The sequence below is a fragment of the Orientia tsutsugamushi genome, from assembly GCF_900327275.1.
Lineage (GTDB): Bacteria > Pseudomonadota > Alphaproteobacteria > Rickettsiales > Rickettsiaceae > Orientia > Orientia tsutsugamushi.
In genome coordinates, this window is the sequence record NZ_LS398548.1 from 817,295 (window position 1) to 841,500 (window position 24,206).

At 30.4% G+C, this 24,206-nt stretch carries 36 protein-coding genes and 2 tRNA genes; 4 read left to right on the top strand and 34 right to left on the bottom strand.

Going from position 1 to position 24,206, the window contains the following annotated elements; genetic code table 11:
* Positions 1 to 7: 7 nt before the first annotated feature.
* On the bottom strand, positions 8 to 511 hold the full coding sequence (locus tag DK405_RS04335; protein WP_045912355.1) for a CinA family protein: 504 nt from the start codon (positions 509 to 511) through the stop codon (positions 8 to 10).
* Between the two features lie 59 nt (positions 512 to 570).
* Entirely contained in the window at positions 571 to 1,167 is a 597-nt protein-coding gene (locus DK405_RS04340; protein ID WP_045912356.1) for a phosphatidylglycerophosphatase A family protein, read from the bottom strand.
* A gap of 304 nt (positions 1,168 to 1,471) precedes the next feature.
* Here DK405_RS04340 and DK405_RS04345 point away from each other — a divergent pair, with 304 nt between their 5' ends.
* On the top strand, positions 1,472 to 2,524 hold the full coding sequence (locus DK405_RS04345; protein WP_052691661.1) for an AI-2E family transporter: 1,053 nt from the start codon (positions 1,472 to 1,474) through the stop codon (positions 2,522 to 2,524).
* A 9-nt stretch (positions 2,525 to 2,533) separates the two neighbouring features.
* On the opposite strand, the gene hemA is transcribed toward DK405_RS04345, so the two are convergent.
* The 32 genes from hemA to DK405_RS04505 all read right to left on the bottom strand — a co-directional run bounded on the left by hemA (position 2,534) and on the right by DK405_RS04505 (position 21,353).
* The gene (hemA, locus tag DK405_RS04350) at positions 2,534 to 3,745 is read right to left on the bottom strand and encodes a 5-aminolevulinate synthase (protein ID WP_045912357.1); all 1,212 of its coding nucleotides are present in this window, start codon (positions 3,743 to 3,745) and stop codon (positions 2,534 to 2,536) included.
* Positions 3,746 to 3,769: 24 nt separating this feature from the next.
* Positions 3,770 to 5,830: a S9 family peptidase gene (locus DK405_RS04355; RefSeq protein WP_045912358.1), complete on the bottom strand. Its 2,061-nt coding sequence runs from the start codon at positions 5,828 to 5,830 to the stop codon at positions 3,770 to 3,772.
* A 65-nt stretch (positions 5,831 to 5,895) separates the two neighbouring features.
* Positions 5,896 to 6,168: a 30S ribosomal protein S20 gene (gene rpsT / locus DK405_RS04360; protein ID WP_012461630.1), complete on the bottom strand. Its 273-nt coding sequence runs from the start codon at positions 6,166 to 6,168 to the stop codon at positions 5,896 to 5,898.
* Between the two features lie 81 nt (positions 6,169 to 6,249).
* A complete protein-coding gene (gene rplQ / locus DK405_RS04365) occupies positions 6,250 to 6,687 on the bottom strand; it encodes a 50S ribosomal protein L17 (protein WP_045912359.1) in 438 nt (145 codons plus the stop codon).
* An 18-nt stretch (positions 6,688 to 6,705) separates the two neighbouring features.
* Positions 6,706 to 7,734 (bottom strand): DNA-directed RNA polymerase subunit alpha, encoded by a 1,029-nt coding sequence (locus DK405_RS04370; RefSeq protein WP_045912360.1) that lies wholly within the window; start codon positions 7,732 to 7,734, stop codon positions 6,706 to 6,708.
* 47 nt (positions 7,735 to 7,781) lie between these two features.
* Positions 7,782 to 8,162, bottom strand: a complete 381-nt coding sequence (gene rpsK, locus DK405_RS04375; RefSeq protein WP_011944418.1) for a 30S ribosomal protein S11 — start codon at positions 8,160 to 8,162, stop codon at positions 7,782 to 7,784.
* A gap of 9 nt (positions 8,163 to 8,171) precedes the next feature.
* Positions 8,172 to 8,549, bottom strand: coding sequence for a 30S ribosomal protein S13 (gene rpsM, locus DK405_RS04380; RefSeq protein ID WP_045912361.1), 378 nt, complete (start codon positions 8,547 to 8,549; stop codon positions 8,172 to 8,174).
* Between the two features lie 79 nt (positions 8,550 to 8,628).
* Entirely contained in the window at positions 8,629 to 9,261 is a 633-nt protein-coding gene (locus DK405_RS04385; RefSeq protein WP_045912362.1) for an adenylate kinase family protein, read from the bottom strand.
* Between the two features lie 8 nt (positions 9,262 to 9,269).
* On the bottom strand, positions 9,270 to 10,577 hold the full coding sequence (gene secY, locus DK405_RS04390; RefSeq protein ID WP_012461625.1) for a preprotein translocase subunit SecY: 1,308 nt from the start codon (positions 10,575 to 10,577) through the stop codon (positions 9,270 to 9,272).
* Position 10,578: 1 nt separating this feature from the next.
* On the bottom strand, positions 10,579 to 11,070 hold the full coding sequence (gene rplO, locus DK405_RS04395) for a 50S ribosomal protein L15 (protein ID WP_045912363.1): 492 nt from the start codon (positions 11,068 to 11,070) through the stop codon (positions 10,579 to 10,581).
* A gap of 233 nt (positions 11,071 to 11,303) precedes the next feature.
* Positions 11,304 to 11,822, bottom strand: a complete 519-nt coding sequence (rpsE, locus tag DK405_RS04400; protein WP_045912364.1) for a 30S ribosomal protein S5 — start codon at positions 11,820 to 11,822, stop codon at positions 11,304 to 11,306.
* A gap of 20 nt (positions 11,823 to 11,842) precedes the next feature.
* On the bottom strand, positions 11,843 to 12,217 hold the full coding sequence (rplR, locus tag DK405_RS04405) for a 50S ribosomal protein L18 (protein WP_045912365.1): 375 nt from the start codon (positions 12,215 to 12,217) through the stop codon (positions 11,843 to 11,845).
* Positions 12,218 to 12,230: 13 nt separating this feature from the next.
* Positions 12,231 to 12,764, bottom strand: a complete 534-nt coding sequence (rplF, locus tag DK405_RS04410) for a 50S ribosomal protein L6 (RefSeq protein WP_045912366.1) — start codon at positions 12,762 to 12,764, stop codon at positions 12,231 to 12,233.
* Between the two features lie 27 nt (positions 12,765 to 12,791).
* Positions 12,792 to 13,193: a 30S ribosomal protein S8 gene (rpsH, locus tag DK405_RS04415; RefSeq protein ID WP_012461619.1), complete on the bottom strand. Its 402-nt coding sequence runs from the start codon at positions 13,191 to 13,193 to the stop codon at positions 12,792 to 12,794.
* A gap of 22 nt (positions 13,194 to 13,215) precedes the next feature.
* Positions 13,216 to 13,521 (bottom strand): 30S ribosomal protein S14, encoded by a 306-nt coding sequence (gene rpsN / locus DK405_RS04420; RefSeq protein ID WP_012461618.1) that lies wholly within the window; start codon positions 13,519 to 13,521, stop codon positions 13,216 to 13,218.
* Positions 13,522 to 13,539: 18 nt separating this feature from the next.
* Positions 13,540 to 14,109, bottom strand: coding sequence for a 50S ribosomal protein L5 (gene rplE, locus DK405_RS04425; protein ID WP_012461617.1), 570 nt, complete (start codon positions 14,107 to 14,109; stop codon positions 13,540 to 13,542).
* A gap of 24 nt (positions 14,110 to 14,133) precedes the next feature.
* Positions 14,134 to 14,451 (bottom strand): 50S ribosomal protein L24, encoded by a 318-nt coding sequence (rplX, locus tag DK405_RS04430; protein WP_012461616.1) that lies wholly within the window; start codon positions 14,449 to 14,451, stop codon positions 14,134 to 14,136.
* A 1-nt stretch (position 14,452) separates the two neighbouring features.
* On the bottom strand, positions 14,453 to 14,821 hold the full coding sequence (gene rplN, locus DK405_RS04435; RefSeq protein WP_045912367.1) for a 50S ribosomal protein L14: 369 nt from the start codon (positions 14,819 to 14,821) through the stop codon (positions 14,453 to 14,455).
* Between the two features lie 74 nt (positions 14,822 to 14,895).
* Positions 14,896 to 15,135 carry a 30S ribosomal protein S17 gene (gene rpsQ, locus DK405_RS04440; protein WP_045912368.1) on the bottom strand — a complete coding sequence of 80 codons (240 nt, stop codon included), beginning with the start codon at positions 15,133 to 15,135 and terminating at the stop codon, positions 14,896 to 14,898.
* Entirely contained in the window at positions 15,136 to 15,357 is a 222-nt protein-coding gene (locus DK405_RS04445; protein WP_012461613.1) for an uL29 family ribosomal protein, read from the bottom strand.
* Positions 15,350 to 15,760 carry a 50S ribosomal protein L16 gene (rplP, locus tag DK405_RS04450; RefSeq protein WP_012461612.1) on the bottom strand — a complete coding sequence of 137 codons (411 nt, stop codon included), beginning with the start codon at positions 15,758 to 15,760 and terminating at the stop codon, positions 15,350 to 15,352. Before rplP ends, DK405_RS04445 begins: the two co-directional genes overlap by 8 nt.
* A 28-nt stretch (positions 15,761 to 15,788) precedes the next feature.
* Positions 15,789 to 16,448: a 30S ribosomal protein S3 gene (gene rpsC, locus DK405_RS04455; RefSeq protein ID WP_045912369.1), complete on the bottom strand. Its 660-nt coding sequence runs from the start codon at positions 16,446 to 16,448 to the stop codon at positions 15,789 to 15,791.
* Between the two features lie 15 nt (positions 16,449 to 16,463).
* Positions 16,464 to 16,814: a 50S ribosomal protein L22 gene (gene rplV, locus DK405_RS04460; protein ID WP_012461610.1), complete on the bottom strand. Its 351-nt coding sequence runs from the start codon at positions 16,812 to 16,814 to the stop codon at positions 16,464 to 16,466.
* A 1-nt stretch (position 16,815) separates the two neighbouring features.
* Positions 16,816 to 17,094 (bottom strand): 30S ribosomal protein S19, encoded by a 279-nt coding sequence (gene rpsS, locus DK405_RS04465; protein WP_011944436.1) that lies wholly within the window; start codon positions 17,092 to 17,094, stop codon positions 16,816 to 16,818.
* Positions 17,095 to 17,117: 23 nt separating this feature from the next.
* Complete coding sequence (gene rplB, locus DK405_RS04470) at positions 17,118 to 17,939, bottom strand: 50S ribosomal protein L2 (RefSeq protein ID WP_045912370.1); 822 nt, start codon at positions 17,937 to 17,939, stop codon at positions 17,118 to 17,120.
* Entirely contained in the window at positions 17,940 to 18,236 is a 297-nt protein-coding gene (rplW, locus tag DK405_RS04475) for a 50S ribosomal protein L23 (protein WP_045912371.1), read from the bottom strand. It abuts the gene before it with no gap.
* Positions 18,233 to 18,865, bottom strand: coding sequence for a 50S ribosomal protein L4 (gene rplD, locus DK405_RS04480; RefSeq protein WP_011944439.1), 633 nt, complete (start codon positions 18,863 to 18,865; stop codon positions 18,233 to 18,235). The genes rplW and rplD overlap by 4 nt, the downstream gene beginning before the upstream one ends.
* Positions 18,866 to 18,879: 14 nt before the next feature.
* Positions 18,880 to 19,530: a 50S ribosomal protein L3 gene (gene rplC, locus DK405_RS04485; RefSeq protein WP_041621813.1), complete on the bottom strand. Its 651-nt coding sequence runs from the start codon at positions 19,528 to 19,530 to the stop codon at positions 18,880 to 18,882.
* Positions 19,531 to 19,546: 16 nt separating this feature from the next.
* Complete coding sequence (gene rpsJ, locus DK405_RS04490) at positions 19,547 to 19,852, bottom strand: 30S ribosomal protein S10 (protein ID WP_012461606.1); 306 nt, start codon at positions 19,850 to 19,852, stop codon at positions 19,547 to 19,549.
* Between the two features lie 44 nt (positions 19,853 to 19,896).
* A complete protein-coding gene (gene tuf / locus DK405_RS04495; protein ID WP_064612884.1) occupies positions 19,897 to 21,081 on the bottom strand; it encodes an elongation factor Tu in 1,185 nt (394 codons plus the stop codon).
* Positions 21,082 to 21,175: 94 nt separating this feature from the next.
* A tRNA-Gly gene (locus DK405_RS04500) sits at positions 21,176 to 21,249 on the bottom strand.
* Positions 21,250 to 21,267: 18 nt separating this feature from the next.
* Positions 21,268 to 21,353 (bottom strand) — tRNA-Tyr (locus DK405_RS04505).
* A 191-nt stretch (positions 21,354 to 21,544) separates the two neighbouring features.
* Here DK405_RS04505 and rlmB point away from each other — a divergent pair.
* The 3 genes from rlmB (at position 21,545) to fabG (ending at position 24,156) form a co-directional block, all read left to right on the top strand.
* A complete protein-coding gene (gene rlmB, locus DK405_RS04510; protein WP_109510600.1) occupies positions 21,545 to 22,279 on the top strand; it encodes a 23S rRNA (guanosine(2251)-2'-O)-methyltransferase RlmB in 735 nt (244 codons plus the stop codon).
* Positions 22,280 to 22,366: 87 nt separating this feature from the next.
* On the top strand, positions 22,367 to 23,437 hold the full coding sequence (recA, locus tag DK405_RS04515) for a recombinase RecA (protein WP_045912114.1): 1,071 nt from the start codon (positions 22,367 to 22,369) through the stop codon (positions 23,435 to 23,437).
* The gene (gene fabG, locus DK405_RS04520) at positions 23,431 to 24,156 is read left to right on the top strand and encodes a 3-oxoacyl-ACP reductase FabG (RefSeq protein ID WP_045912115.1); all 726 of its coding nucleotides are present in this window, start codon (positions 23,431 to 23,433) and stop codon (positions 24,154 to 24,156) included. Before recA ends, fabG begins: the two co-directional genes overlap by 7 nt.
* Positions 24,157 to 24,206: the final 50 nt, after the last annotated feature.

Genomic DNA, 24,206 nt, shown 5'->3' on the forward strand with positions numbered 1-24,206 from the left:
TTAAAGATTATTGTAGTATATTACATACATAATCTCGCAGTAACTCTATAGCATACTGGCACGCTTGACTACGAACTTGATGTCTATCTCCATTAAAATTTTTTTTGTGGCTTTTAGAATTAGTCCCACATATTCCAAAATAAACTAGCCCTCCTTGCTTTTGTTCTGGTATACTGGAAGAATCAGCATTACCAGTAATTGACAAAGCAATATCACTTTTAGTAACTATTTTACAATTCTCAGCCATAGCAATAGCACATTCAGCTGATACTGAACCATAAATTGATAGAATATGTTGTGGTAATCCTAGCAATTTTACTTTAGATACATTAGAATATACTATGAGGCCAGACTGAAAAATCTTTGAAGCGCCAGAAATTGAAGTAATGTAAGCAGCAAGCATTCCACCAGTACAAGATTCAGCAGTTGATATCAATAAGTTGTTGTTTCTTGTAATTAATAAGTCATATATTTCTCTAACTTGAGCAATTACTGCATCATCCAACTGCATAAAATTTATTTTTAATTCTACAAAACAAAAGTAAAATATTAATTATCGACTAGTATCATCTAAAATTTGATAAAAATGTATATCATTATCGCAGCCATTAATCCAGCAATAATATCATCTAACATTACTCCTATTCCATTTTTAAGATTCTGATCTATAAAACCTACAGGCCATGGTTTAACTATATCACACAATCTAAAAAATAATAAGGACAATATCAATAAAACCACTAGATTATAATTCTTAAATTCCTTAACATAATTTATATCACATATACTGCAATAATTGTTTACAGAAACTACAGTGCATCTCAGTAACTCTACTAAAAACATTAGCACTGAATTAATATGATTTATTAACGGCATTACAAGTATAATAGTCAGTATTTGCCCAGCTACTTCATCAATAATAATTTCCCCAGGATCATGTATCCCATAGTATCCCATATATATCTGACTAAAAAAACTACCAACAATAAATAACGCAACTGCAATAGCAAGTAATGTTATATTAAATTGATAAAATTCATATACAGGTAAATATCTATATACTAATAAACTTAATGGAAAAGCTACTATCGAACCTAATGTACCTGGAGCAAGTTTAACCTTTCCTAAATAAAAAAAAGTTACTACTAATTCTGCAATTTTAATCATATATAGTTTTTATTCATTAAAAAAAAGTATTTATTATTCATGTTTTAGCTCTAAAATCAAAATCTAAATTCACAACACCTTCCTTAAAAATCTTATATGACAAAAAGATATAATAAAATTAAACTATCAAAAATCAATTAATCTTGATAGTATCAAGATTAATTCCATTAATTCCATTAATTTTATTAATTTGCTATAGTATTACCTTGTAATTAAAAATGCATTTCATTTATGGTAAAATTTTTCTTAAACTATCCTTATTTTACAATTAAATATTACTTAATTAAATGAAGATCATTGTTATATGATAGTAAAAACAAATAACTACATACTGTATTTTCTAATTACAGCAATAATATTATCGTTATGTTATTTTTTAATTAATATAGCTACTCCATTTTTAGCCGCTGCAGTTTTAGCTTATATACTAAACCCAATAGTAGAAATATTACAAATAAAACTTAAATTATCCAGAAACTTAATAGTATCCATAGTATTTGTAGTATTTTTAACTATTCTAATTGTAGCAGCACTATTATTAATGCCAATTATCTATAAACAAGCAGCACTATTAATTGCTAATATTCCAGTATATAAAGCAACCATACAAAACTTTATAGAATCTAATAACAGTATTAACAATCTTGAGAATAGCATTAATCATAATATTAAACATATACTTACTGAAATAATAAATAGCTGGATTCTGATAATAACTCATATTTTAAATCACGCTTGGCAATATACCATTACTACCATACATAGCATTGTTACAGCAGCATTTACTGGTATATTACTATTTTATTTTCTCAGAGACTGGAAGCTAATTATCAATAGCTGCAAGTCTATACTTCCTCAGCAAAGCCTTTTATATATTAATAAAATAGTTAATAGCATGAATACTTCATTATTAGCATATGCTCAGGGACAACTAAATATTTGTTTAATATTATCAATTTTTTATAGCATCTCACTACTATTAATTAATTTAGATTTTTCTTTAACTATAGGATTACTTTCTGGTACTATAATTATAATACCTTTAATTGGAACAATAATCTCAACAAGCATAGCATTAATAACATGTTTTTCTCAATTTGGTTTATCGTTCAAGTTACTTTATGTAAGTATGATTTATATCATCAGTCATATTTTAGAAAGTCACTTTCTTACTCCTAAACTTATAGGCAGCAAAGTTGGCTTACACCCTATATGGATATATTTTGCAGTATTAACCTGTAGCTATTATTTAGGATTTACAGGAATATTTTTGGCTATTCCGCTGGCTATTATAATCAAAATTATATGTCAAACAATAATAGATACTTATAAGTTAAATAACTTCAATTATAAATAAAAAGCCATATTAGCTCAATGCTGCAGATATATTAAGATTTAATAATACCTGTTTTAAAGCTACTGTTAAATTATGTATCATTTCATCAGTATGAAATGGAGTAGGAGTAATTCTCAATCTTTCTGTACCTCTTGGCACTGTTGGAAAGTTAATAGCTTGAATGTATATATTATACTCTTCCAATAAGATTTGAGCAACTCTCTGTGTTAATACTGGCTCACCAATAACTATAGCTATAATATGACTATTATTAGTCAAATATCTTATTCCAGCATTTGATAAACTATCCTTTAACTTAGATACAGTTTCGTGAAGTTTAAGCCTTTCTTTATTAGACTTCATTAAATATCTTATACTAGTCATAGCTGCACAACTAATTACTGGAGGTAAAGCAGTTGTAAAAATAAACCCTGATGCTGTTGACCTAATAGCATCAATGATATTACTATTAGCCGCAATATATCCTCCAATTGCTCCATAAGCTTTAGCCAAATTACCTTGTATAATATCAACTTGGTTAAATACACCAGTTAATGTACATATCCCAGAGCCATCATCTCCATACAATCCAACGCTATGCACTTCATCAATATATGTTAATGCATTATACATCTTAGCTAAATTACAAATCCCTTTTACGTCGGCAATAGTTCCACTCATAGAATAAATTGCTTCAAATACAATAATTTTTGGCTGATTGATTGGTATAGATGATAAAATTTGTTGTAAAGATTGCATATTATTATGGAAATAAATATGTTTTTCTGCTCTTGAATTTCGAATACCTGCAATTATGGATGCATGATTATATTCATCAGAAATAAATACCAATCCAGGAATAATTTTAGCTAGAGTTTGTAAAGTTGTATCGTTTGCAACATACCCAGAAGTAAATACTAAAGCTTTCTGTTTTTTATGTAATATCGCTAATAACTCTTCAAGCTCAACTATAGCACTATTATTACCACCAATATTTCTAGTTCCACCAGCCCCTACTCCCATTTGTTTTACTGCTAAAACTGCTGATGATAAAACTTCAGGATGAAAACTCATTCCTAAATAATCATTAGTACACCATATTAGAACTTTTTTCCCTGTTTGTGCACAAACATTATAAGGAAAACACTTAGCAGATTTTTTAATACAAGTAAATTTTCTATATCTTCCTTCTAATTTTATGCTATGTAAGTGATTATCAAAAAAATTATTATAACTTACCATCTTATATTAAATAAATTGCATCTTCTAATCTGCTAGCAAACTTAAAATAAAGCAATAATCTTGAGCTTGTTCTTTTAAATAAGCAAAACGATCACTAGGACCACTATGACCTAAATTCATATTAGTTTTAAAAATTAACTTATTGCTATCAGTTTTTAATGAGCGCAATTTAGCAACCCATTTTGCTGCTTCCCAATAACCAACTCTTAAATCACTTAGGCCAACAGTAACATATATATGAGGATAACGCTGAGCCTTTATATTGTCATAAGGTGAATATGATTTAATATAATCAAAATATTCTTGTTTTCGTGGATCACCCCATTCATCATATTCTCCAGGAGTCAGTGGCAGTGAAGAATCAAGCATAGTATTTAACACATCTACAAATGGCACATGTAAAATTGCTGCTTTATACAGTTCAGAATTAGTATTAATAACAGTTCCTATTAATAAACCTCCAGCACTACCTCCACCAATTATAATATTACCTTTGCTAGTATAATTATTTTCAATTAAATATTTACTACAACAGATAAAATCTTCAAAGGTGTTCTTTTTTGTTAAAAATTTAGCCTGTGTATACCAACTATATCCTAAATCATCTCCTCCCCTAATATGAGCTAAAGCATACACAATACCACGATCTACTAATGAAAATATATTATTGTTAAATGAAGGATTTAGAGATATGCCATATGAACCATATCCATATAAAAACATTGGATTAGAACCATCACGCTTAAACTTAGACTTTTTATAAATTAGAGAAATTGGTATCAAAGTACCATTATTATTAGCATGTACTCTTTCAACTTGATACTCTTCAGAATTAAAATTTCCAAGAACCTCATTTTTTTTCAAGATATTTAGCTTACCTAAAACTAGATCATATTGATAAAGTATTTTAGGCTGTCTTAGAGAAGAATATTCAACCCTAATATCATCTTCCTCAAAATTACTAGTATAAGCTATAGCTGAAAAAGCTGCTTCATCAAAGTTTAAAGTTTTAATTTCATTATTTATAAAGTTTAATATTTTAATTGCGCTAAGACCATTAACTTTATATGTAATAATTAAACAACTCTTAGAGACATCAAATGATTTTAAATATTCATTCTCATTAAATTCAAGAAAAGTTTTCCAATATCTTTGACTAGGACTCTCTACTTTAGTCACTACAAGCCTAAAATTTTCATTTATATCGTTAGTTAAAATAAAAAACTCTCCATTATAATGCTCCACATCATATATTACTTTAGGCATACGTGGCTGAATTATATAAGGAGCTAGGCTTGTATTTTCAGTACTAACAAAATAATATTCATTATTATCATGACCTGATGATTCAATAAAGAGATATTTTGCATCACTAGATTTTTGAATAACAAGATTATATAAAGCATTCCCTTCCTCGAAAATCAATTGATCATCTTCTGGGTTACAATTAAGTTTATGAAAGAACACTTTATCTGAACGCCAATATTCATTTGTTTTAGTATAGAAAAAACCACAAATAGCTTCATGCCATACTATACCGCCAATAACTTGAGTTATTTCATCTGCTAAATAAGTATTAGTCTTAAGATCAAGGACTCTAATCTTATAGCGCTCACTACCATCATAATCAACTGAATAAGCAACATAATTATTATCTGGTGATACACTAAAAGTACCAACTGATACAAATGAGCAATGCTCAGCTAATTCATTTACATCTAATATTATTTCTTCCTGAGCATTAATACTACCATATTTTCGACAAAAAATTTGATATGCTTTCTCAGCTTCTGTTCTGATATAATAAAAATAATTTTTCTTTTTGGTATATGCTGACTGATCAGTTAGTTTTATTCTAGACTTCAACTCTTCATATATTTCAGTAATCATTGGCTGATATTTACTAAAATATGCATCAGCATAATTATTCTCAGCCTCAAGATAAGCTAATATTGATTTATCTTTTACCTGTTTTGGCCATTTACGATCCCTAAGCCATGCAAAATCATCACTGATTTTATTATTATTTACAGTAAAACTATATGGTACTTTCTTTGCTATTGGGTGAGCTATAGAAGTTGACATCGCTGTGTAATATGTATTAACAAAATAATTAACATTAAATACCAGAACAAAATATAATCAAAAGATTATATTTTATCTTCAAGCTGTTTAATCTTCCTAGATAATCTGCTAACTTTCCTTGAAACAGTATTTAACTTGTAAATTCCTTTATTTGCTGCTTTAGCTAATTTTGAATGAGCTGCACTTAGAGCTTCACTAGCAACTTTTTTATCTCCAGCATTAATTGCTAATGTTACTCTCTTTAGAAAAGTTTTAACATTAGATTTTCTACTCTTATTTATCAAATTCCTCTTTTGATCTTGCCTAATTGATTTTTGTGTTGATTTATGATTTGCCATCTTTAAATCTCTATATCCTAATTTAAAATATTATCCATTATTAACTTTATCTATTGTACATTAATTAATTTGTATCAATATTTAGTTAGACTGTTCTGCTATTAACTTTGCATTCTTAGAGTCATTCTTCAATGCTTTAAATTCTTTACCTTTAGATTCAATATTACGGTCTACAAATTCTATATACGCCATAGGAGCCATATCTCCATACCTAAATCCAGCTTTTAAAATTCGTATATATCCACCGTGACGTTCAGCATATCTAGGAGCTAATGTAGTCATCAGTTTTTCAACTGCAAGCTCATTCTTAATTTTAGATATCAGGTATCTACGAGCATTTAAGTTACCTTTTTTTGCAACAGTTATAAGCTTTTCAACAAAAGGCCTAAGTTCTTTTGCTTTAGGTAATGTAGTATTAATCTGCTCATGTTGTATTAATGATACAGACATATTTGCTAACATTGCTAATAAATGACTAGTTGTTCTATTTAACTTTCTACCACTAACTCTATGACGCATTAATTACCTACTATTATATTAATATTGATCTTCATGTTTTTTTGCAAGTGATTCAAGATTCTCAGGAGGCCAACCAATATCTTTCATACCGAATTCTAAGTTAAAATTAGCTAAAACTTTCTTAAGCTCATTCAATGATTTACGACCAAAATTAGCTGTTTTAAGCATTTGAGTTTCAGTTCTAGCTACTAAATCACCAACATAAACTATATTTTCATTTTTTAAGCAATTTTGAGATCTTACAGATAACTCTAATTCATATACTTTCTTTAATAAAACAGGATTAATAGTTTGAAGTTCTAATTTTTCTGGTTTTTCTTCTTCAACTTCTTGAAAATTGATAAATACCTGCAATTGATCTAGTAATATTCTTGCTGCTAACCCTAATGCCGCATCCGGATTAACTACACCATTAGTTTCAACAGTAATTATTAACTTATCATAGTTAGTCATCTGTCCTACCATTGAGTTTTCAACTTTATAAGATACTCTTCTTACAGGATTAAACAATGCATCAAGATGAATTACTCCTATAGAAGAATCACTGTTATATAAACTACTAGTGGGAACATATCCTTTCCCTTGTTCACATATAAGATCCATTTCTAAATTAAATCCTTTGCTTAAATTACAAATAACATGTTGAGGATTTAATATTGTAACATCTTGTTTATCAGCAACAGTAATCATACCAGCTGTTACAACAGCAGGTCCTGTAACTTCTAGCCTTAAATTACACTTTTGAACTGAATCCATTTTAACAATTACATCTCGAATATTTAAAATAATATCTGTTAAATCTTCTTTAACTCCACTTACTGGTGATAACTCATGTTCTACTCCTGGAATTTTTATTGAAGTAATCGCAGCTCCACGTAAAGAAGATAATAACACCCTACGCAAAGAATTACCTAAAGTTAATCCTAATCCTCGCTCCAATGGCTCAACAACCATAGTCTTAATATTTGGATTATTATCAACAGCTTCATACTGAACCTTTGTTGGCTTAATTAACGAACTCCAATTTTTGGCTAAAAATGTTGTCATATTTTTCCTTTAAATATACACTAAACTAATATAAAAATACATTCCACTTAAACTCTTCGCTTCTTTGGAGGCCTACAGCCATTATGAGCTACTGGAGAAGTATCTGTTATGCTAGTTACAATAAAATTTTGATTAAATATAGCCCTCAAAGCTGATTCTCTTTGAGACCCTGCGCCTTGTATACGAATAGAAAGTGTTTTTATTCCATGCTCTTTAGCAACTTCAGAAACTTTTTCAACTATAACCTGAGCTGCATAAGGAGTAGCTTTTTTAGCTCCTTTAAAACCGATAGCACCAGCAGATAAGGCAGCAATAGCATTACCTTGCATATCTGTAAATGTAACTATAGTATTATTAAAAGTTGATTTTATATACACTATACCAAGAGTAATATTCTTTCTTTTCTTTTTAGTTTTTGCGTTATACATCTTATTACACTATTTATTAGGTTTCTTTTTTCCTGCAATAGCAATAGCTTTGCCTTTTCTAGTACGAGCATTAGAATGAGTGTTTTGACCTCGGACTGGCAATTTTCGAATGTGTCTCAACCCTTCATAACAACGAATATCTTTTTTCTTTTTAATATTAAGATTTACCTCCCTCCGTAAATCACCCTCAACCTTATATTTACTTTCTATTATAGATCTTAATGCTACTAACTCTTGATTAGATAGATCTTTTACTTTTTTATTTACTGAAACTTGAACCTCTTGACAAATTTTTTGTGCAGTTGACCTACCAATACCATATATGTATGTTAAGCCTATCATTACTCTCTTACTAGTTGGTACATTAACATTTGAGATCCTAGCCATAAACCTTACTCCTCTTAGTTTACTTTCTTAAAATAATCTGACTTACAAGCCTTGAATAATATAAAATTGTCATAAAAAATCAATATATTCCTGATATTTTTTTTATTTTTTTTAATATATTTTCTGTAGATTGATTAGCATCAATTAATGTTAGCTTATTTTGAGCTTTATAAAATTCTAGTAATGGCAAAGTCTCCTTCTTATAAGATTCAAGCCTTAATTTAATTATACTTTCATCATCATCAACTCTATTTTGAAAGCTTGAACTATTACAAACATCACAAACTCCATTAATTTTAGGCATACAATAAAGTTTATTATATATTGTTCCACAATCAGTGCAACTAATTCGTCCACTCAACCTACGTAGCACTACTGCATCATCAATATCAAAAAATAATACTTTGAAATCCATTTGTAAATTTTCTTGCAAAAAATCAGCTTGAAAAATATCTCTAGGATAACCATCTAGTATTATACTCTTACATTGCTCTATATTTTTTAAAGCATTAACTACAATTTTATTAGTAATATTTGATGGTACTAACTTACCACTTTTGATAAATTTTTTAACAACATCTGCTTCAGCAGTATTGCTTTCCATAACAGTTCGCAAAACTTTTCCTACAGAAATAATACTAAACTTTTCTGACAATAAAGAAGCTTGTGTACCTTTACCAGAGCCAGGCGGCCCTATAAAAACTAATATCAAACTTATCCTCACTTATCTTTGTATTTCATTTTCTTAACCAATGAATCATATCTACTAGTAAAAATATAAGTTTGAATTTGTGACAAAGTATCAAGCACTACATTTACTACAATAAGTAAACTTGTGCCACTAGAAGTAAATAAACTAGGCATTATATTCCCTAAAACCTCAGGTACAAGACATACAATACACAAGTATAGTGCTCCTAATATACTTATTCTACTAAGTAAATAATCAAAATACTCAGCAGTACTCTTTCCTGGTCTTCTACCTTGAATATAAGCATTATATTTTCTTAAATTTTCAGCCGTTTCTTCTGAATTAAATACTATAGCTGTATAAAAAATACTAAAAAATATAATCAATAACCCATAGCATAATATAAAAACTAGCTTACCTGGACTAAAATAACTAACAATGGCTTGTAAAATTGCTGAATCTTTATTTTGAGATAGATTTAACACAGTAAGAGGAAATAATAGCAAAGAACTAGCAAAAATAGGCGGAATAACTCCTGGAATATTCAATTTTAGAGGTATATGCGTAGTATCACCACCATAAATCTTATTACCTAACTGCCGTCTAGGATAATGAACTAAAATTCTTCTTTGCGCTTTCTCAAAGAATACTATAAATGCTATTAAAATAACTATAACCACTAAAAAAATCACAGATATAAAAGGAGAATCACCTCCTCTTCTAGATAACTCAAAAGTAGTAATAATAGATTTTGGTATACCAGACACTATCCCTATAAATATAATTAATGAAGACCCATTACCAATTCCACGAGAAGAAATCTGTTCACCAATCCACATTAAAAAAATTGTACCTACAACTAAAGTTACAACAGTAGTTAGTCGAAAATATATTCCTGGCATTATTACAACTGCTCCAGATTCAGTAGTAAAATGTTCTAACCATATTGCAATACCGAAAGCTTGAAACGAAGCTAATGCAATAGTACAATATCGTGTAAGCTGAGTTATTTGTTGCCGCCCTCTCTCGCCTTCTTTTTTTAATTTATCTAAAGCTGGATAAGCCATAGATAATAGTTGTATTATAATCGAAGCAGTAATATATGGCATTATTGCTAAAGCAAATATTGACATATTAACAAAAGCCCCTCCAGAAAGGATGTTAAACATTCCTAAAATACCAATTTGGTTCTGAGGTAATAATTCATTTAAACTATTTGAGTCTATACCAGCTATAGGTATATATACGCCTATTCTACATATCATTAACATCATCAGCGTAAATAATACCTTAGAAATAAGAGTTGCATGCTGATCATAAAAAGAAGAATTCTGCATACTAATTATTAATTACTTTCATTCCTAACTTTATGATATTTTTTCGTGCAGATATGGAATACTCATCCAAATTAAACTGCAGATCAAGCTTAGTTAAAAGAGATATATCTTCGCTATTTAATACTAAACTAGAAGAGTTAGCCCATAATAATTTTATTTTATTGATAGATTTTTTTAGCATTTTTAACTTTAATAATAACAGCTTATCAATAACTGCACCATATTCAATTTTATTAGCCTTAACTAAACGTAAAATTGTTATAATATTAATAATATTATAATTTCTTTTATTCATGGACTTAAAACCACGCTTTGGCAACCTTTTTATTAAAGGCGTTTGCCCTCCTTCAAATCCTCTAGCAACTTTAGCTCTAGACTTCTGCCCCTTTGCTCCTCTTCCACATGTCTTACCTTTACCACTACCAATACCACGACCTATCCTTTTAGAGCATTTTTTTGCTCCATTTAAATTAAATAAAGTGTTTAACTTCATAGATACCTGCTTTTTTATCATTTCTACATTTAATTAAATGCTTCATTGTATAAGTATACCATAATCTAATAGCATTTGTTTAATATAATATAGCTTTATCAATTAACATAATTCGAAGCTACTTCACTTAAATTTTTTCTTAAATATATTACAGCTTGTGTAACTTTCTCAATTATATACTTTCTTAATAGCATTTCTATAACCCCCAAAATACCCTATCAAAGGTAAAAACACTAACCTTCATGAAAATTTTTACGAACTGTAACTGATAATTCATTTAATCTTAACTCCCGTCTTTCAGCTATTAGCTTTGGTGTATCTAGCTGCTTTAAAGCATTTAACGTTGCTGCAATCATCAAATAAGAATTTGATGATCCAAATGATTTAGCTACAACGTCTTGTATACCTAAAGAATCAAAAATAAATCTCATAGCACCTCCAGCTATAATGCCAGTTCCTGCCCGAGCACGACGAAGCATTACCTTTGCAGCTCCACTTTTACCATATACATCATAATGTATAGTTCTACCTTTATATAGAGGCACTTCTATCATATATTTCTTAGCATTTTGCAAAGCCTTAAGTCGAGCTTCACCAACTTCTTTAGCTTTACCATGACCATACCCTACCTTACCAGCCTTATTTCCTAAAACTACACAAGCAGAGAAAGAAAATCTACGCCCACCCTTAACAACTTTAGTTACACGATTGACATTTACTAAATGTTCTACAACAATCTCTTCTTTAAACATATTACTATAAATAATCTTTACTAAAAATTTAATTTTTCTCGAGCTCCATCAGCTAAAGCCTTAATCACGCCATGATACTTATACCCACCTCTATCAAAAACTACACTTGTTATTCCTTTATTATTAGCTCTTTCAGCTAATAATTGCCCTACCTTTTTAGCATACTGAATATTACATTTATAATATTTTAACTCAGTAAAAATATCTCTATCTAAAGTACTTGCTGCAGCTATAGTATTAGATTTATTACTACCAATATTCTCTATAACTTGAGCATATATATGGCGATTAGACTTAAATACAGACAAACGAGGATAACCACCACCAGATAATTTAGCTATCTTTGCTCTAACCCTATTTTTTCGAATAATAAATCTATCTTTAGAATCACGCATTTAAAACCAATTATTAATTTTTCTTACTTTCTTTCAATTGAACATATTGTCCTTTAATCTTAATACCTTTTTCTTTATAATGTTCAGCTGGACGTTGCTTAATAATTAATGCTGCGAACTGTCCCAAAGCTTGCTTATCAATACTAAACAAATAAATAACATTAGTTTTAGGTACTGTAACTTGAATATTACTAGGAACTTTAATTTTAGTACTATGACTTTTTCCTAAAGCTAAATTCAAATAATCGCCCTTCAATGAAGCAGAATATCCTACTCCATTTATTTCTAACTCTTTAGTAAAGCCACTATTAACTCCTTTAACCATATTATTAATAATACTACGTGCTGTACCCCACATAGCTCTAGAATGTTTATCGCCACTCAACGGTTTTACTATAATTTTATCATTTTCTTTTAATATAGTTATATTACCTAAAAACAACTTTAACAATTTCCCCTTTGGCCCAGATACAGCTATAGATAAATTATTAACATCAACTATAACACCTGCAGGCACCATTACCACTAATTTACCAATTCTAGACATTACTATAAACTACATTAAATATAAATATTAAAAAACTTTACAAATCACTTCTCCACCTACACCTAATTTACGAGCTTCTCTATCAGACATTATACCTTTAGAAGTGGAAATAATATAAATTCCCATATTATTATAATACGGTCTTAATTTTTTAATAGACAAATACACCCTTTTACCAGGAGTGGAAACTCTATTTATTTCTTTTATATTAGACTCACCTTTTGGTGAATACTTTAACTTAATGTTAATTTCTTTGACTCCATTTCTCACTTCATGAACAAGAAACGAATGTATAAACCCTTCTTTAACTAAAACATCCAAAATAGCTTCTTTTCTTCTTGAAGATGGCGCATTAACATACATTAATCTACTTCTTTGCGCATTACGAATCCGCGTTAGCATATCAGCTAATGTATCACTCATTGACATATTACACTCATTTCTTTATTTACTACCAGCTTGATTTTCTCAAACCAGGAATTATACCACTACCTGCTAATTCCCGTATAATATTTCTACAAAGCTTAAACTTACGATAATACCCCCTTGGCCTGCCTGTTTCAGCACACCTATTTCTAATTCTAGTACTACTAGAATTACGTGGAAGCTTGGATAGTTTTAGCACTAAATTAAACCTCTCTTCAAGAGACAAATTTTTATCATATATTTTAGACTTTAATGCTTGCCTCTTTAACTTCAATTTATTAAATAATTTACTACGCTTTAAATTTTTTTGTACAGAGCTAACTTTTGCCATATCTATCCTATATTATGATTAATCGTAAAATGGAATGTCTCGTATCTTCAATAATGTCTTTGCTTTTAATAGACTTTTAGTTGAAGTATGAATATGAATACCAATACCAATTTCTTTATCAATCACATCTTTCTTCTTCTGTTCATCCTCTATTTCTATAAAAACCCTTATATCTTTTATACCAAATGAAAAGTTCCCTTCTTTATCAAAACTTTTTATTGAAAACCCTTTAAAATCTTTTATCCTTGGAAAAACCTCAAGAACCAACCTTCTAATAAAATCCTCAGCTCTTTTCTTCCTTAAAGTAACCTTACATGCTATTGGCATTCCCTTACGTAGTTTAAATGCTGCAATTGATTTTTTAGCTTTAATCAAGCCTGGCTCTTGTCCTGTAATCATAGCCATACACTTCTTAACATAATAAATAATTTTAGAATCAACTACTGCATCACCTACACACATAGTAACTACAATCTTCTTAATTCTAGGAGTTTGATGATTATTACTATAACCAAATTTTTTTTGTAACTCCTGCCTTTCTTTTTCCTTTATCTCTTTAAAAGATAATTCCTCAAAACTTAAAGCCATTATTTTCCCTTATTTTCCTTCTTATTACAAAATTTCCCCAGAACGCTTAGAAATTCTAACTTTCCTTTTACCATCTAACTTTGTATAAGTAATTTTAGTTATAAGATTGGAAGAAGAATCAACATAAGCAACATTTGAAATGTGTATCGGCAATTCTTTACTAATAATACCTCCACTAACACCATTTTTATTAGCCTTAACATGTTTCTGAGCTAAATTAATACCTTTAACAATTACTTTTGATAAATTTGCCAGCACCTTAATCACTATCCCCCTTTTCCCTTTATCTTTACCAGTAATAACTTGTACTTGGTCTCCTGTTTTGATTCTAATTTTTAGCATATTACAATACTTCCTCAGCAAGAGATACTATTTTTGAAAATTTTTTCACCCTTAATTCTCTAGGCACAGATCCAAAAATCCTAGTACCAAAAGGCTCACCTTGCTTATTCAACAATACAACATCATTGCTATCAAACTTAATATTACTACCATCATGGCGAGTAACACCACATTTAGTCCTAATAATTAATGCTTTACATACTTCCCCCTTTTTTACTTTACCTTTAGGTATTGATGATTTGATAGAAACGACTATTACATCCCCTAAATGAGCTATCATATGATGCGTACCACCTAATACTTTTATACACATAACCTCCTTTGCTCCAGAATTATCAGCAACATTTAAGATAGTTTGCATTTGTATCATAATTATTAATTTAACTCTGTAATTTATAATAATATCAATATTAACTTATTTAATACCAGCTATCAGCTATCATTTCACTGTCCTTTATCTTCTATAACACGCCAACATTTTGTCTTAGAAATAGGACGACTTTCAATAATTTTTACTTTATCACCTTGATTATACAGGTTATCAGGATCATGTACAGCATATTTTTTAGCAATTTTAACAGTTTTATGATACACAGGATGCTTAAATCTACGTTCAACACTCACAATTATGGTCTTATCTGATTTAGCACTTATTACCTGCCCCTGTAAAACTCTTCTTGGCATTTATTTTTCTTCCTCATTTTTTTTTATTGTTCTTTGCAAAATTTCTGTGCTAATTTGAGCTATTTTTTTCTTTAAACAACCAAAATTTTTAACAGAATTAACTACATCAACACTATTTTGAAATCTATCATTAAATAATTTTTTTTTATATCTTAATAATAAATCACGTAAACCTTGCAATTCAATATTACATAAATCGCTATATTTTTTAAACTCATTCATAACGCTTTACTATTTTAGTTCGCACTGGCAATTTAGCACCAGCTAATTCTAACGCTTTAATTGCTATACCTTCACTTACTCCATCAAGCTCAAATAATATCCTGCCAACAGCTACCCTAGCAGCAAAAAATTCTGTAGCCCCCTTACCCTTCCCCATTCTAACTTCAGTAGGTTTTTTAGAAACTGGTATACTAGGAAAAATATTAATCCAAAATTTTCCTTGCCTCTTCATACACCTCACTGCAGCCCTCCTAGCAGCTTCTATTTGTCTACTCGTAATCCTACAACTATCAAGAGACTTCAATCCAAATTCTCCAAAAGCTATCATAGTACCAGCTTTAGCTTTAGAAGCTACCCTACCTTTCTGAGCTTTGCGATATTTTTGCTTTTTAGGACTTAGCATAACTACAATTTTATTAAACTATTTGATTTTATTTAACTTCATTAATTCTAGACTGATTAACATCACATCTATAAACCCAAACCTTAACCCCTATCACTCCATAAGTAGTTATAGCTTCTGCAAAAGCATATCTAATGTCTGCTCTGATCGTTTGCAACGGCACTCTACCCTCTTTATAAGATTCTGATCTAGCGATTTCAACTCCACCTAAACGTCCTGAACATATAATTTTTATACCTTTAGCCCCCTGTTTCATAGAAGCATGTATTGCCTTCTTCATAACCTTTTTAAAAGACTGCCTTCTTTCTAATTGCTGAGCAATTGTTTGTGCAATAAAAGCTTCTTCTAGTTCAGGCTTTTTAACTTCACGTATATTAATAGACACATCAGCAGAAGTAATTTTTGCTATATTTTGCTTTAATTTTTCAATATCACTCCCACTTTTACCTATAATTACTCCAATTTTTTTGGCATATATATTAACAACTATATTTTTACTTGATGGCCATTCAATTAATATCTTAGTAATTTGCGCAAAACTATATTCAGTATTAATTATTTTTCTAATCTTTAAAATTTTAAGTAAAAAATCAGAATAATTATTCTTATTAGCATATAAAACAGATTCCCAATTTCTTGGTAAATTTGGCCCAGTTCTAAATATACAAGGATTTACTTTTTGTCCCATTATTAATAATATCTCTTATTTTATTTCACTAACAGTAATATATAAGTTACTAAAAAACTTTTTTATTCTAAACGCTTTCCCTCTAGCTCTTGGAACTAATCTTTTCATTACACTTCCTTTGCCAACAATTGCTTTTAAAACTACTAAATTATCAATATCCAACCCATCATTATTTTCAGCATTTGCAATAGCAGATTGCAAACATTTTTTTACATCTACAGCTGCTCTTTTTTTTGAAAATTTTAATTGCATAATCGCATCAGAAACCTTTAAATTTCTAATTAATCCCGTAATTAAATTTAGTTTTCTTGGACTAATTTTAATCATTCTCAAAGTTGCCTTAGCAGACTTTTTTGCTTCAAACATACTATTTTCTCTTCACTTTTCTATCAGCTGCATGCCCATAAAAAGTTCTAGTAGGAGCAAATTCACCTAACTTTCTACCTACCATCTCCTCAGTAATAACTACAGGAATAAATTTATTACCATTATGAACAGCAAAAACAAATCTAACAAAAAGAGGAATTATAGCAGACTCCCTTGACCATGTTTTAATTACACTACTTTTACCAGATTCTATTAATTTATTAACCTTTTTAATTAAACTTTCCCTAACAAAAGGGCCTTTCCATATAGAACGAGCCATATAATTTACCTAAATATAATATATTAATTTCTACGTTTAACAATAAACCTAGAAGTAAATTTATTCTTTCTAGTTTTCTTACCTTTCGTTTTTTTCCCCCATGGAGTAACTGGATGACGCCCACCAGATGTTTTACCTTCACCACCACCATGAGGATGATCCACAGGATTCATTGCAACTCCACGAACTACTGGCCTCCTACCTAACCATCTAACCCTTCCAGCTTTACCATATGATATATTTTTATGATCTATATTTGAAACACTACCTACGGTAGCTCTACTTGCTAATGATATCCTCCTTACTTCGCCGGACCTAAGTTTAATCTGAGCATACCCAGAATCTTTATTTAATAACACTGCATATGTTCCAGCAGAACGGGCAATTTGCCCACCCTTGCCTGGTTTAATTTCAATATTATGTATAATAGTCCCCACTGGTATTACTTCTAAAGGCAAGCAATTACCTACATTAATCTCAGCTTTATCACTAGATATTATTTTATCTCCTACATTTAAATTTCTCGGGGATAAAATATAAGAAAACTTACCATCATCATACTTTATCAAAGCAATAAAAGCTGTTCTATTAGGATCATATTCTATACGCTCTACCGTGGCATATATATCAAATACCCTACGCTTAAAATCTATCATTCTATATAATTGCTTATGCCCTTTTCCACGATGCCAGATAGTAATTCTACCTAAATTATTTCTTCCACCAGTTTTAGTAATTCCTTTAGCTAACTTTTTTAAAGGCCTTCCTTTCCATAACTCAGACTTATCGACTTGTACTACTTGTCTTAAAGATTGAGTTACTGAATTATAAACTTTTAATGCCATTTATTTTATTCCTCCAACACCAAGATCAATCACCTGATCTTTTGCTACAGTAACTATAGCTTTTTTTCTATCACCCTGCTTACCTAAAGTTCCTTTAAAACGCTTAGTTTTTCCTATCATATTGATAATATTAATTTTAATAACATTAACATTAAAAATACCTTCTATAGCTTTGCTAATATTATACTTATTAGCATTACGCTGCACCAAAAAAATATATTTTTTACACTCTGAAGCTAAAGTAGACTTTTCAGTAACCACAGGCTTTACTATTAAGTCATAAAATTTATAATTCATTCTGCTAACCTCATTTCTAAACTTTTAGCTGCACTTAAAGTAACCATTACACAATCATGCTTCATGATATCATAAGGATTAGCTCCAATTTGAGCCACAACATTTAAATTAAATAAATTTCTAGAAGCTAAGAAAAAATTTCGATCCACATTCTGATCATCTATACAAAAAAAACCAGAATAATTAGAATAATTATATTTCTTTAACAAATTTTTTAGAACGGCAGTTTTATTACTTCCTATATTAAAATCATCAACAACTATTAACTTATTAACAGATAATTTATAAGATAATGCATATTTTAAAGCTTGTTTACGTATTTTCTTTGGAACATCAAACTCATGACTTCTAACTACAGGACCATGAGATATACCACCACCTCTCATTTGAACAGAACGCAAGGAACCTTGCCTAGCATTACCAGTTCCCTTTTGCTTAAAAGGCTTTTTAGTTGTTCCACTTACTCCAGAAATAGTTTTAGTGCAATGAGTTCCAGACATTCTTTTTGCTAATTGCCAATCTATTACTAATTTTATAATATCAGGCCTATACTTCAAACAAAAAACACTAGGATTAAGCTCTACTTCTTTTTCTATTTCTTGAAGAAGATTATACACTTTTACTTTCATTAAATACCTAACACTTACAGCAATAACTTTTTAATTGAATCAGTAATATAAACTATTGATCCACTTTTTCCAGGAATACTACCCTTTATCACTAACAACCTTTTCTCTAAATCAACAGAATCAACCTTTAAATTTTGTATAGTAGCAAACTTTACTCCCATATGTCCAGCCATTTTTTTGTTCTTAAATGTTCGCCCTGGATAAGCTCTATTTCCTGTAGACCCATGCGATCTATGAGAAATAGACACACCATGCGAAGCTTCAAGCCCTCGAAATCCATGCCTTTTCATCGCTCCAGCGAACCCTTTACCTATTGTTATACCTCTTACATCAACATATTGCCCAACCCTAAAATACGAGGCATCCAAAATACTAGCAATTTCTAACATTCTATCTTCAGCAACTTTAAATTCTTTAATTACAGCCTTAGGCTCGATTTTCGCTCTAGAAAATATAGAACGCATAGGTTTCTTTACCTTAAATGGAGAAATATTTTTATATCCTAAAATCACAGCATTATATCCATCTTTACTAACCAATTTATGCCATAAAACTTGACATACATCAACCTTCAATAATGTTATTGCAACTTTTCGGCCATTTTCATCAAACTTACTACTCATGCCTAATTTTTCAGCTATCAATCCACTTCTTGCATTTTTCATTTTAAATTCACACGCACTAATTAATTTGCACATCCACACCTGGAGCTAAGGTCATTTTCATTAAAGCCTCAATAGTTTGAGGAGTAGAACTAGCAATAACAATCAAACGCTTATGTGTTCTGATTTCAAACTGCTCTCTGGACTTTTTATAAATATGCGGAGATTTATTAAATGTAAAATATTGAATTCGCCTAGGCAAAGGAACAGCCCCCTTAACTTTAGCTCCAGCGCTTTTTGCTAAACGCACAATTTCAAATGTAGTACGATCCAATAAAGCATGATCAAAAGACTTTAACCGAATCCTAATGTCTTTACTACTCATAACTACCACTTAACATAATAAATTCTATCCACATTTTCTGAACATCACTTTATAATTTTAGAGACTTTACCAGCACCAATAGTTTTACCTCCTTCACGAATAGCAAAAGACAACCCTTGATCCATAGCAATAGGCGCTACTAAATTAACACTTAGTGTAGCATGATCCCCAGGCATCACCATCTCTTTTCCAGATAATAACGCTATCTCACCAGTAACATCTGTTGTTCTACAATAAAACTGAGGCCTATAATTTTGAAAAAACGGAGTATGCCTACCACCTTCCTCTTTTGTTAAAACATAAACCTCAGCTTCAAAACTGCAATGCGGAGTAATAGTACCAGGCTTAGCTAAAACCTGCCCTCTTTCTACATCCTCACGCTTTATTCCACGTAATAATATACCTACATTATCTCCAGCCTGACCTTGCTCTAACTCTTTCTTAAACATCTCAACACCAGTACATATTGTCTTCTGAGTACTACGTAATCCAACTATTTCTACTTCATCACCAACTTTAATAACCCCTCTCTCAATTCTTCCTGTAACTACTGTACCGCGACCTAATATTGAGAACACATCCTCTATCGGCATTAAAAACGGCTGATCTAAAACTCTAGTAGGCTGTGGTATATAATCATCTATGGCATCCATTAATTCTAATATACCTTTCTTAGCATCAGAATCACCATTTATCGCCTTTAAAGCTGAACATCTAATTATAGGAACAGTATCACCTGGAAAATCATATTTCGTCAACAATTCCCTTACTTCCATCTCAATTAATTCCAATAATTCAGGATCAGCTTGATCTATCTTATTTATACAAACTATAATACTTGGCACTCCAACTTGCTTTGCCAATAACACATGCTCTCTCGTTTGAGGCATAACACCATCAACACCAGACACAACTAATATTAAGCCATCAGTTTGAGATGCTCCAGTAATCATATTTTTAATATAATCAACATGCCCAGGACAATCTACAAGCGCATAATGTCTCTTCTTACTTATAAACTCCACATGAGCAGTCTGTATTGTAATCCCTCTAGCTTTTTCTTCTGGTGCGGAGTCAATTTCATCATAATTCTTCACTTTTACAGCACCATCACTTAACTCTGACGATACTATAGTTATTGCTGTTGCTAATGATGTTTTTCCATGATCAACATGCCCTATTGTCCCTATATTACAATGCGGCTTATCTCTATTAAATGCTACTGCCATAATCTTTAAATAATAACCTTCTTTTAACCTACAATAAAATATATTTCTATAAACACAACTAGTGGTATATTACAAATAACCAACTAACAAGCCTTGGAGCGGATGATGGGAATCGAACCCACGTAACCAGCTTGGAAGGCTGAGGCTCTACCATTGAGCTACACCCGCAACTCTTAAGCATAACTATGGTGGAGGGAGTAGGATTCGAACCTACGTACGCTTGCGCGGGCAGATTTACAGTCTGCTGCCATTAACCTCTCGACCATCCCTCCTAAAACACTTTAGATTTATTAGCTAGGGTATCTTAAAAATAAACAAATCATACTAGCAAAGCTTAATACACAATTTTGCTTAACTAAAAACATGATTTAGTACTTTCTATAATAATTACTTGATTCTGTCAAGTGATTATTTAATAATCGTCAATTATTACAAAATATTTATTTTGTCCAATAAATTTATTATGACTGATAAAAAATCATATTATATATTTGGTACTCATGCATCCTTAGCAGCTTTAAATAACCCTCTCAGGGTAATAAGGTATATTTATTGTACAGAGTCATGTTTTCTATCTTTATCAAAATCGATTCAAAAGCATAATTATAAAATAGTTACAACAAATTTTCTACATCAGCTATTAGGCAGACAAATAGTTCATCAAGGAATAGCAGTAAATACTATCCCCCTCACAATTAATGGTATCAAAAATATAGACCTAAACACACCAAACTATAAAATTGCCATTTTAGACCAATTGCTAGACCATAATAACTTAGGAGCTATTATAAGATCAGCTGCAGCATTTAATATATCAACTATTATCCTACCTGAAAATAACTCTATAGAAGAGAACGGTACTATTGCTAAGATAGCAGTTGGAGCTCTAGAAAAAATAAACTTAGTAAAAGTAAAAAATTTATATAATACTATCAATTACTTAAAAAAGCATGGATTTTGGATTATCGGGCTAGATCTTAACAACAGTAATCAACTTACAGAGCAAACTTTTCATTCAAAAATGGCTTTTGTTTTAGGCTCTGAGAATAAAGGACTAAGGAACTTAACGCGTCAACAATGTGATTTTTTAATCAAAATTCCAATGTCTCATAAAACTGAAAGTTTAAACGTTGCAGGAGCTGCTACAATAATTTTTTATGAAAGCTTCAAATTTTCCATAAAACAACAATTTAAATAACAAGAAAATAATTTTAATAATTCAATAAATACTATTATAATTCTACGAACACTAAAATTTATTATTTTTAAATAATCAGGAAATATCATGTATAAAGAACACACATTAGATGATGTACTTAGTATAATTAATAAAACTCATGGCAAAGGCTCAATCATGAGATGCAATCAACGACCTATAGGCAAAGCACAAGTTATCTCCAGTGGATCGGTATGCATAGATACAGCCTTAGGAATAGGAGGCTTCCCTAAAGGAAGAGTAAGCGAAATCTATGGACCTGAAGCTTCAGGAAAAACAACAGTAGCACTTCATGCTGTAGCTGAGTGTCAAAAAGGAGGAGAGAGTTGCGTTTATATTGATGCTGAGCATGCATTAGATCTACAATACGCTCAAAAATTGGGCGTCAATATTAATAGTCTAATTATATCACAGCCTGATACTGGCGAACAAGCTCTAGAAATTGCTGATACATTAGTTAGATCAGGAGCAGTTGGATTAATAGTTGTAGATAGCGTTGCTGCTTTAGTACCAAAAGCAGAACTAGAAGGAGAAATAGGAGACAACAATATAGGACTACAAGCTAGATTAATGAGCCAAGCCTTACGAAAGCTAGTCGCTTCAGTCTCAAAAACTAATTGTACCATCATTTTCATCAATCAAATTAGAATGAAAATAGGTATTATGTTTGGCAGTCCAGAAACTACAACTGGAGGAAATGCTTTAAAGTTTTATGCATCTATTAGAATGGAAATCAGAAAAGTTAGTCCTATTAAAGATAAAGAAGAAGTTATTGGTTATCAAACAAAAGTTAAAATTGTTAAAAATAAGCTTGCTCCACCTTTTAAAGTGATTGATTTTGATATCATATATGGATTAGGCATTTCAAAAGAGGGCGAAATAATAGATTTAGGAGTTAAGTTAGGTATTATTGAAAAAGCAGGCGCATGGTTTTCTTATAAAGATCATAAAATTGGCCAAGGTAGAGAAAACGCTAAACAATATCTTAGAGAACATCCTTCAATTGCTCTAGAACTTGAACAACAAATCAGACAAAAATCTGATATTATACAAAATAGCCTAGTTATCCCTAATGAGAATGAACATGAAGCTAATCTAGATAATATATCTATAGCAACAGAAGAAAAGAGCAAGTGTTAAATTTTACTAACCAACACGTACTTATTACAGGAGCATCAGGCAGCATAGGAAGAGCGTGCAGTCAGTTATTTCATCAACTAGGAGCTACAGTAATAATTTCCGGGACTAAAGAAGAAAAACTTGCTAAATTAAAAGCAGATTTAACAGAAAGATGCATTGTTCGCAAATGTAATATCTTAGACTATCAAGATTGCAATAATATGATTGAAGAAATACCAAAACTTGATGTATTAATATGTTGCGCTGGCATTACTAATGATCAATTAGCAATTAAAATGGAAGTTGCAAAATTTGAAACAGTGATCTCTACAAATCTAACAGCCACATTCATTTTAAATAAAGCAGCAATAAAAAAAATGATTAAAGAGCGATATGGTAGAATAATAAATATATCTTCAGTTGTAGCTATTAGTGGAAACCAAGGCCAATCAAATTATTGCGCATCTAAAGCTGGCATTATTGGAATGAGTAAAGCATTAGCATTGGAAGTAGCAAGTCGAAATATAACTGTTAATGTTATTGCCCCAGGATTTATTATATCCAATATGACAAATCTACTTAATGAACAACAAAAAAATACTATACTATCTAAAATTCCAGTAAATAGATTTGGAAATCCAAATGATGTTGCAACTGCAGCAGCATTCTTAGCTAGTAGGCAAGCAGCATATATTTCTGGACAAACTTTACATGTAAATGGTGGCATGGTTATGGTATGAAATTAAGAATTTTAGTAGCATTAATTCATAAAGTATGGTAAAAGAATATT

What these genes read in the sequence shown, in the direction of transcription:
- DK405_RS04335 (WP_045912355.1), bottom strand. Translation starts at nt 511, where the DNA reads ATGCAGTTGGATGATGCAGTAATTGCTCAAGTTAGAGAAATATATGAC.
- DK405_RS04340 (WP_045912356.1), bottom strand. Translation starts at nt 1,167, where the DNA reads ATGATTAAAATTGCAGAATTAGTAGTAACTTTTTTTTATTTAGGAAAG.
- DK405_RS04345 (WP_052691661.1), top strand. Translation starts at nt 1,472, where the DNA reads ATGATAGTAAAAACAAATAACTACATACTGTATTTTCTAATTACAGCA.
- hemA (WP_045912357.1), bottom strand. Translation starts at nt 3,745, where the DNA reads ATGGTAAGTTATAATAATTTTTTTGATAATCACTTACATAGCATAAAA.
- DK405_RS04355 (WP_045912358.1), bottom strand. Translation starts at nt 5,830, where the DNA reads ATGTCAACTTCTATAGCTCACCCAATAGCAAAGAAAGTACCATATAGT.
- rpsT (WP_012461630.1), bottom strand. Translation starts at nt 6,168, where the DNA reads ATGGCAAATCATAAATCAACACAAAAATCAATTAGGCAAGATCAAAAG.
- rplQ (WP_045912359.1), bottom strand. Translation starts at nt 6,687, where the DNA reads ATGCGTCATAGAGTTAGTGGTAGAAAGTTAAATAGAACAACTAGTCAT.
- DK405_RS04370 (WP_045912360.1), bottom strand. Translation starts at nt 7,734, where the DNA reads ATGACAACATTTTTAGCCAAAAATTGGAGTTCGTTAATTAAGCCAACA.
- rpsK (WP_011944418.1), bottom strand. Translation starts at nt 8,162, where the DNA reads ATGTATAACGCAAAAACTAAAAAGAAAAGAAAGAATATTACTCTTGGT.
- rpsM (WP_045912361.1), bottom strand. Translation starts at nt 8,549, where the DNA reads ATGGCTAGGATCTCAAATGTTAATGTACCAACTAGTAAGAGAGTAATG.
- secY (WP_012461625.1), bottom strand. Translation starts at nt 10,577, where the DNA reads ATGCAGAATTCTTCTTTTTATGATCAGCATGCAACTCTTATTTCTAAG.
- rplO (WP_045912363.1), bottom strand. Translation starts at nt 11,070, where the DNA reads ATGAAGTTAAACACTTTATTTAATTTAAATGGAGCAAAAAAATGCTCT.
- rpsE (WP_045912364.1), bottom strand. Translation starts at nt 11,822, where the DNA reads ATGTTTAAAGAAGAGATTGTTGTAGAACATTTAGTAAATGTCAATCGT.
- rplR (WP_045912365.1), bottom strand. Translation starts at nt 12,217, where the DNA reads ATGCGTGATTCTAAAGATAGATTTATTATTCGAAAAAATAGGGTTAGA.
- rplF (WP_045912366.1), bottom strand. Translation starts at nt 12,764, where the DNA reads ATGTCTAGAATTGGTAAATTAGTGGTAATGGTGCCTGCAGGTGTTATA.
- rpsH (WP_012461619.1), bottom strand. Translation starts at nt 13,193, where the DNA reads ATGTCAATGAGTGATACATTAGCTGATATGCTAACGCGGATTCGTAAT.
- rpsN (WP_012461618.1), bottom strand. Translation starts at nt 13,521, where the DNA reads ATGGCAAAAGTTAGCTCTGTACAAAAAAATTTAAAGCGTAGTAAATTA.
- rplE (WP_012461617.1), bottom strand. Translation starts at nt 14,109, where the DNA reads ATGGCTTTAAGTTTTGAGGAATTATCTTTTAAAGAGATAAAGGAAAAA.
- rplX (WP_012461616.1), bottom strand. Translation starts at nt 14,451, where the DNA reads ATGCTAAAAATTAGAATCAAAACAGGAGACCAAGTACAAGTTATTACT.
- rplN (WP_045912367.1), bottom strand. Translation starts at nt 14,821, where the DNA reads ATGATACAAATGCAAACTATCTTAAATGTTGCTGATAATTCTGGAGCA.
- rpsQ (WP_045912368.1), bottom strand. Translation starts at nt 15,135, where the DNA reads ATGCCAAGAAGAGTTTTACAGGGGCAGGTAATAAGTGCTAAATCAGAT.
- DK405_RS04445 (WP_012461613.1), bottom strand. Translation starts at nt 15,357, where the DNA reads ATGAATGAGTTTAAAAAATATAGCGATTTATGTAATATTGAATTGCAA.
- rplP (WP_012461612.1), bottom strand. Translation starts at nt 15,760, where the DNA reads ATGCTAAGTCCTAAAAAGCAAAAATATCGCAAAGCTCAGAAAGGTAGG.
- rpsC (WP_045912369.1), bottom strand. Translation starts at nt 16,448, where the DNA reads ATGGGACAAAAAGTAAATCCTTGTATATTTAGAACTGGGCCAAATTTA.
- rplV (WP_012461610.1), bottom strand. Translation starts at nt 16,814, where the DNA reads ATGTTTGAAGCAAAAAAGTCTGCTAAGGCAACTTTGAGAATGATTAAA.
- rpsS (WP_011944436.1), bottom strand. Translation starts at nt 17,094, where the DNA reads ATGGCTCGTTCTATATGGAAAGGCCCTTTTGTTAGGGAAAGTTTAATT.
- rplB (WP_045912370.1), bottom strand. Translation starts at nt 17,939, where the DNA reads ATGGCATTAAAAGTTTATAATTCAGTAACTCAATCTTTAAGACAAGTA.
- rplW (WP_045912371.1), bottom strand. Translation starts at nt 18,236, where the DNA reads ATGAATTATAAATTTTATGACTTAATAGTAAAGCCTGTGGTTACTGAA.
- rplD (WP_011944439.1), bottom strand. Translation starts at nt 18,865, where the DNA reads ATGAAAGTAAAAGTGTATAATCTTCTTCAAGAAATAGAAAAAGAAGTA.
- rplC (WP_041621813.1), bottom strand. Translation starts at nt 19,530, where the DNA reads ATGAAAAATGCAAGAAGTGGATTGATAGCTGAAAAATTAGGCATGAGT.
- rpsJ (WP_012461606.1), bottom strand. Translation starts at nt 19,852, where the DNA reads ATGAGTAGTAAAGACATTAGGATTCGGTTAAAGTCTTTTGATCATGCT.
- tuf (WP_064612884.1), bottom strand. Translation starts at nt 21,081, where the DNA reads ATGGCAGTAGCATTTAATAGAGATAAGCCGCATTGTAATATAGGGACA.
- rlmB (WP_109510600.1), top strand. Translation starts at nt 21,545, where the DNA reads ATGACTGATAAAAAATCATATTATATATTTGGTACTCATGCATCCTTA.
- recA (WP_045912114.1), top strand. Translation starts at nt 22,367, where the DNA reads ATGTATAAAGAACACACATTAGATGATGTACTTAGTATAATTAATAAA.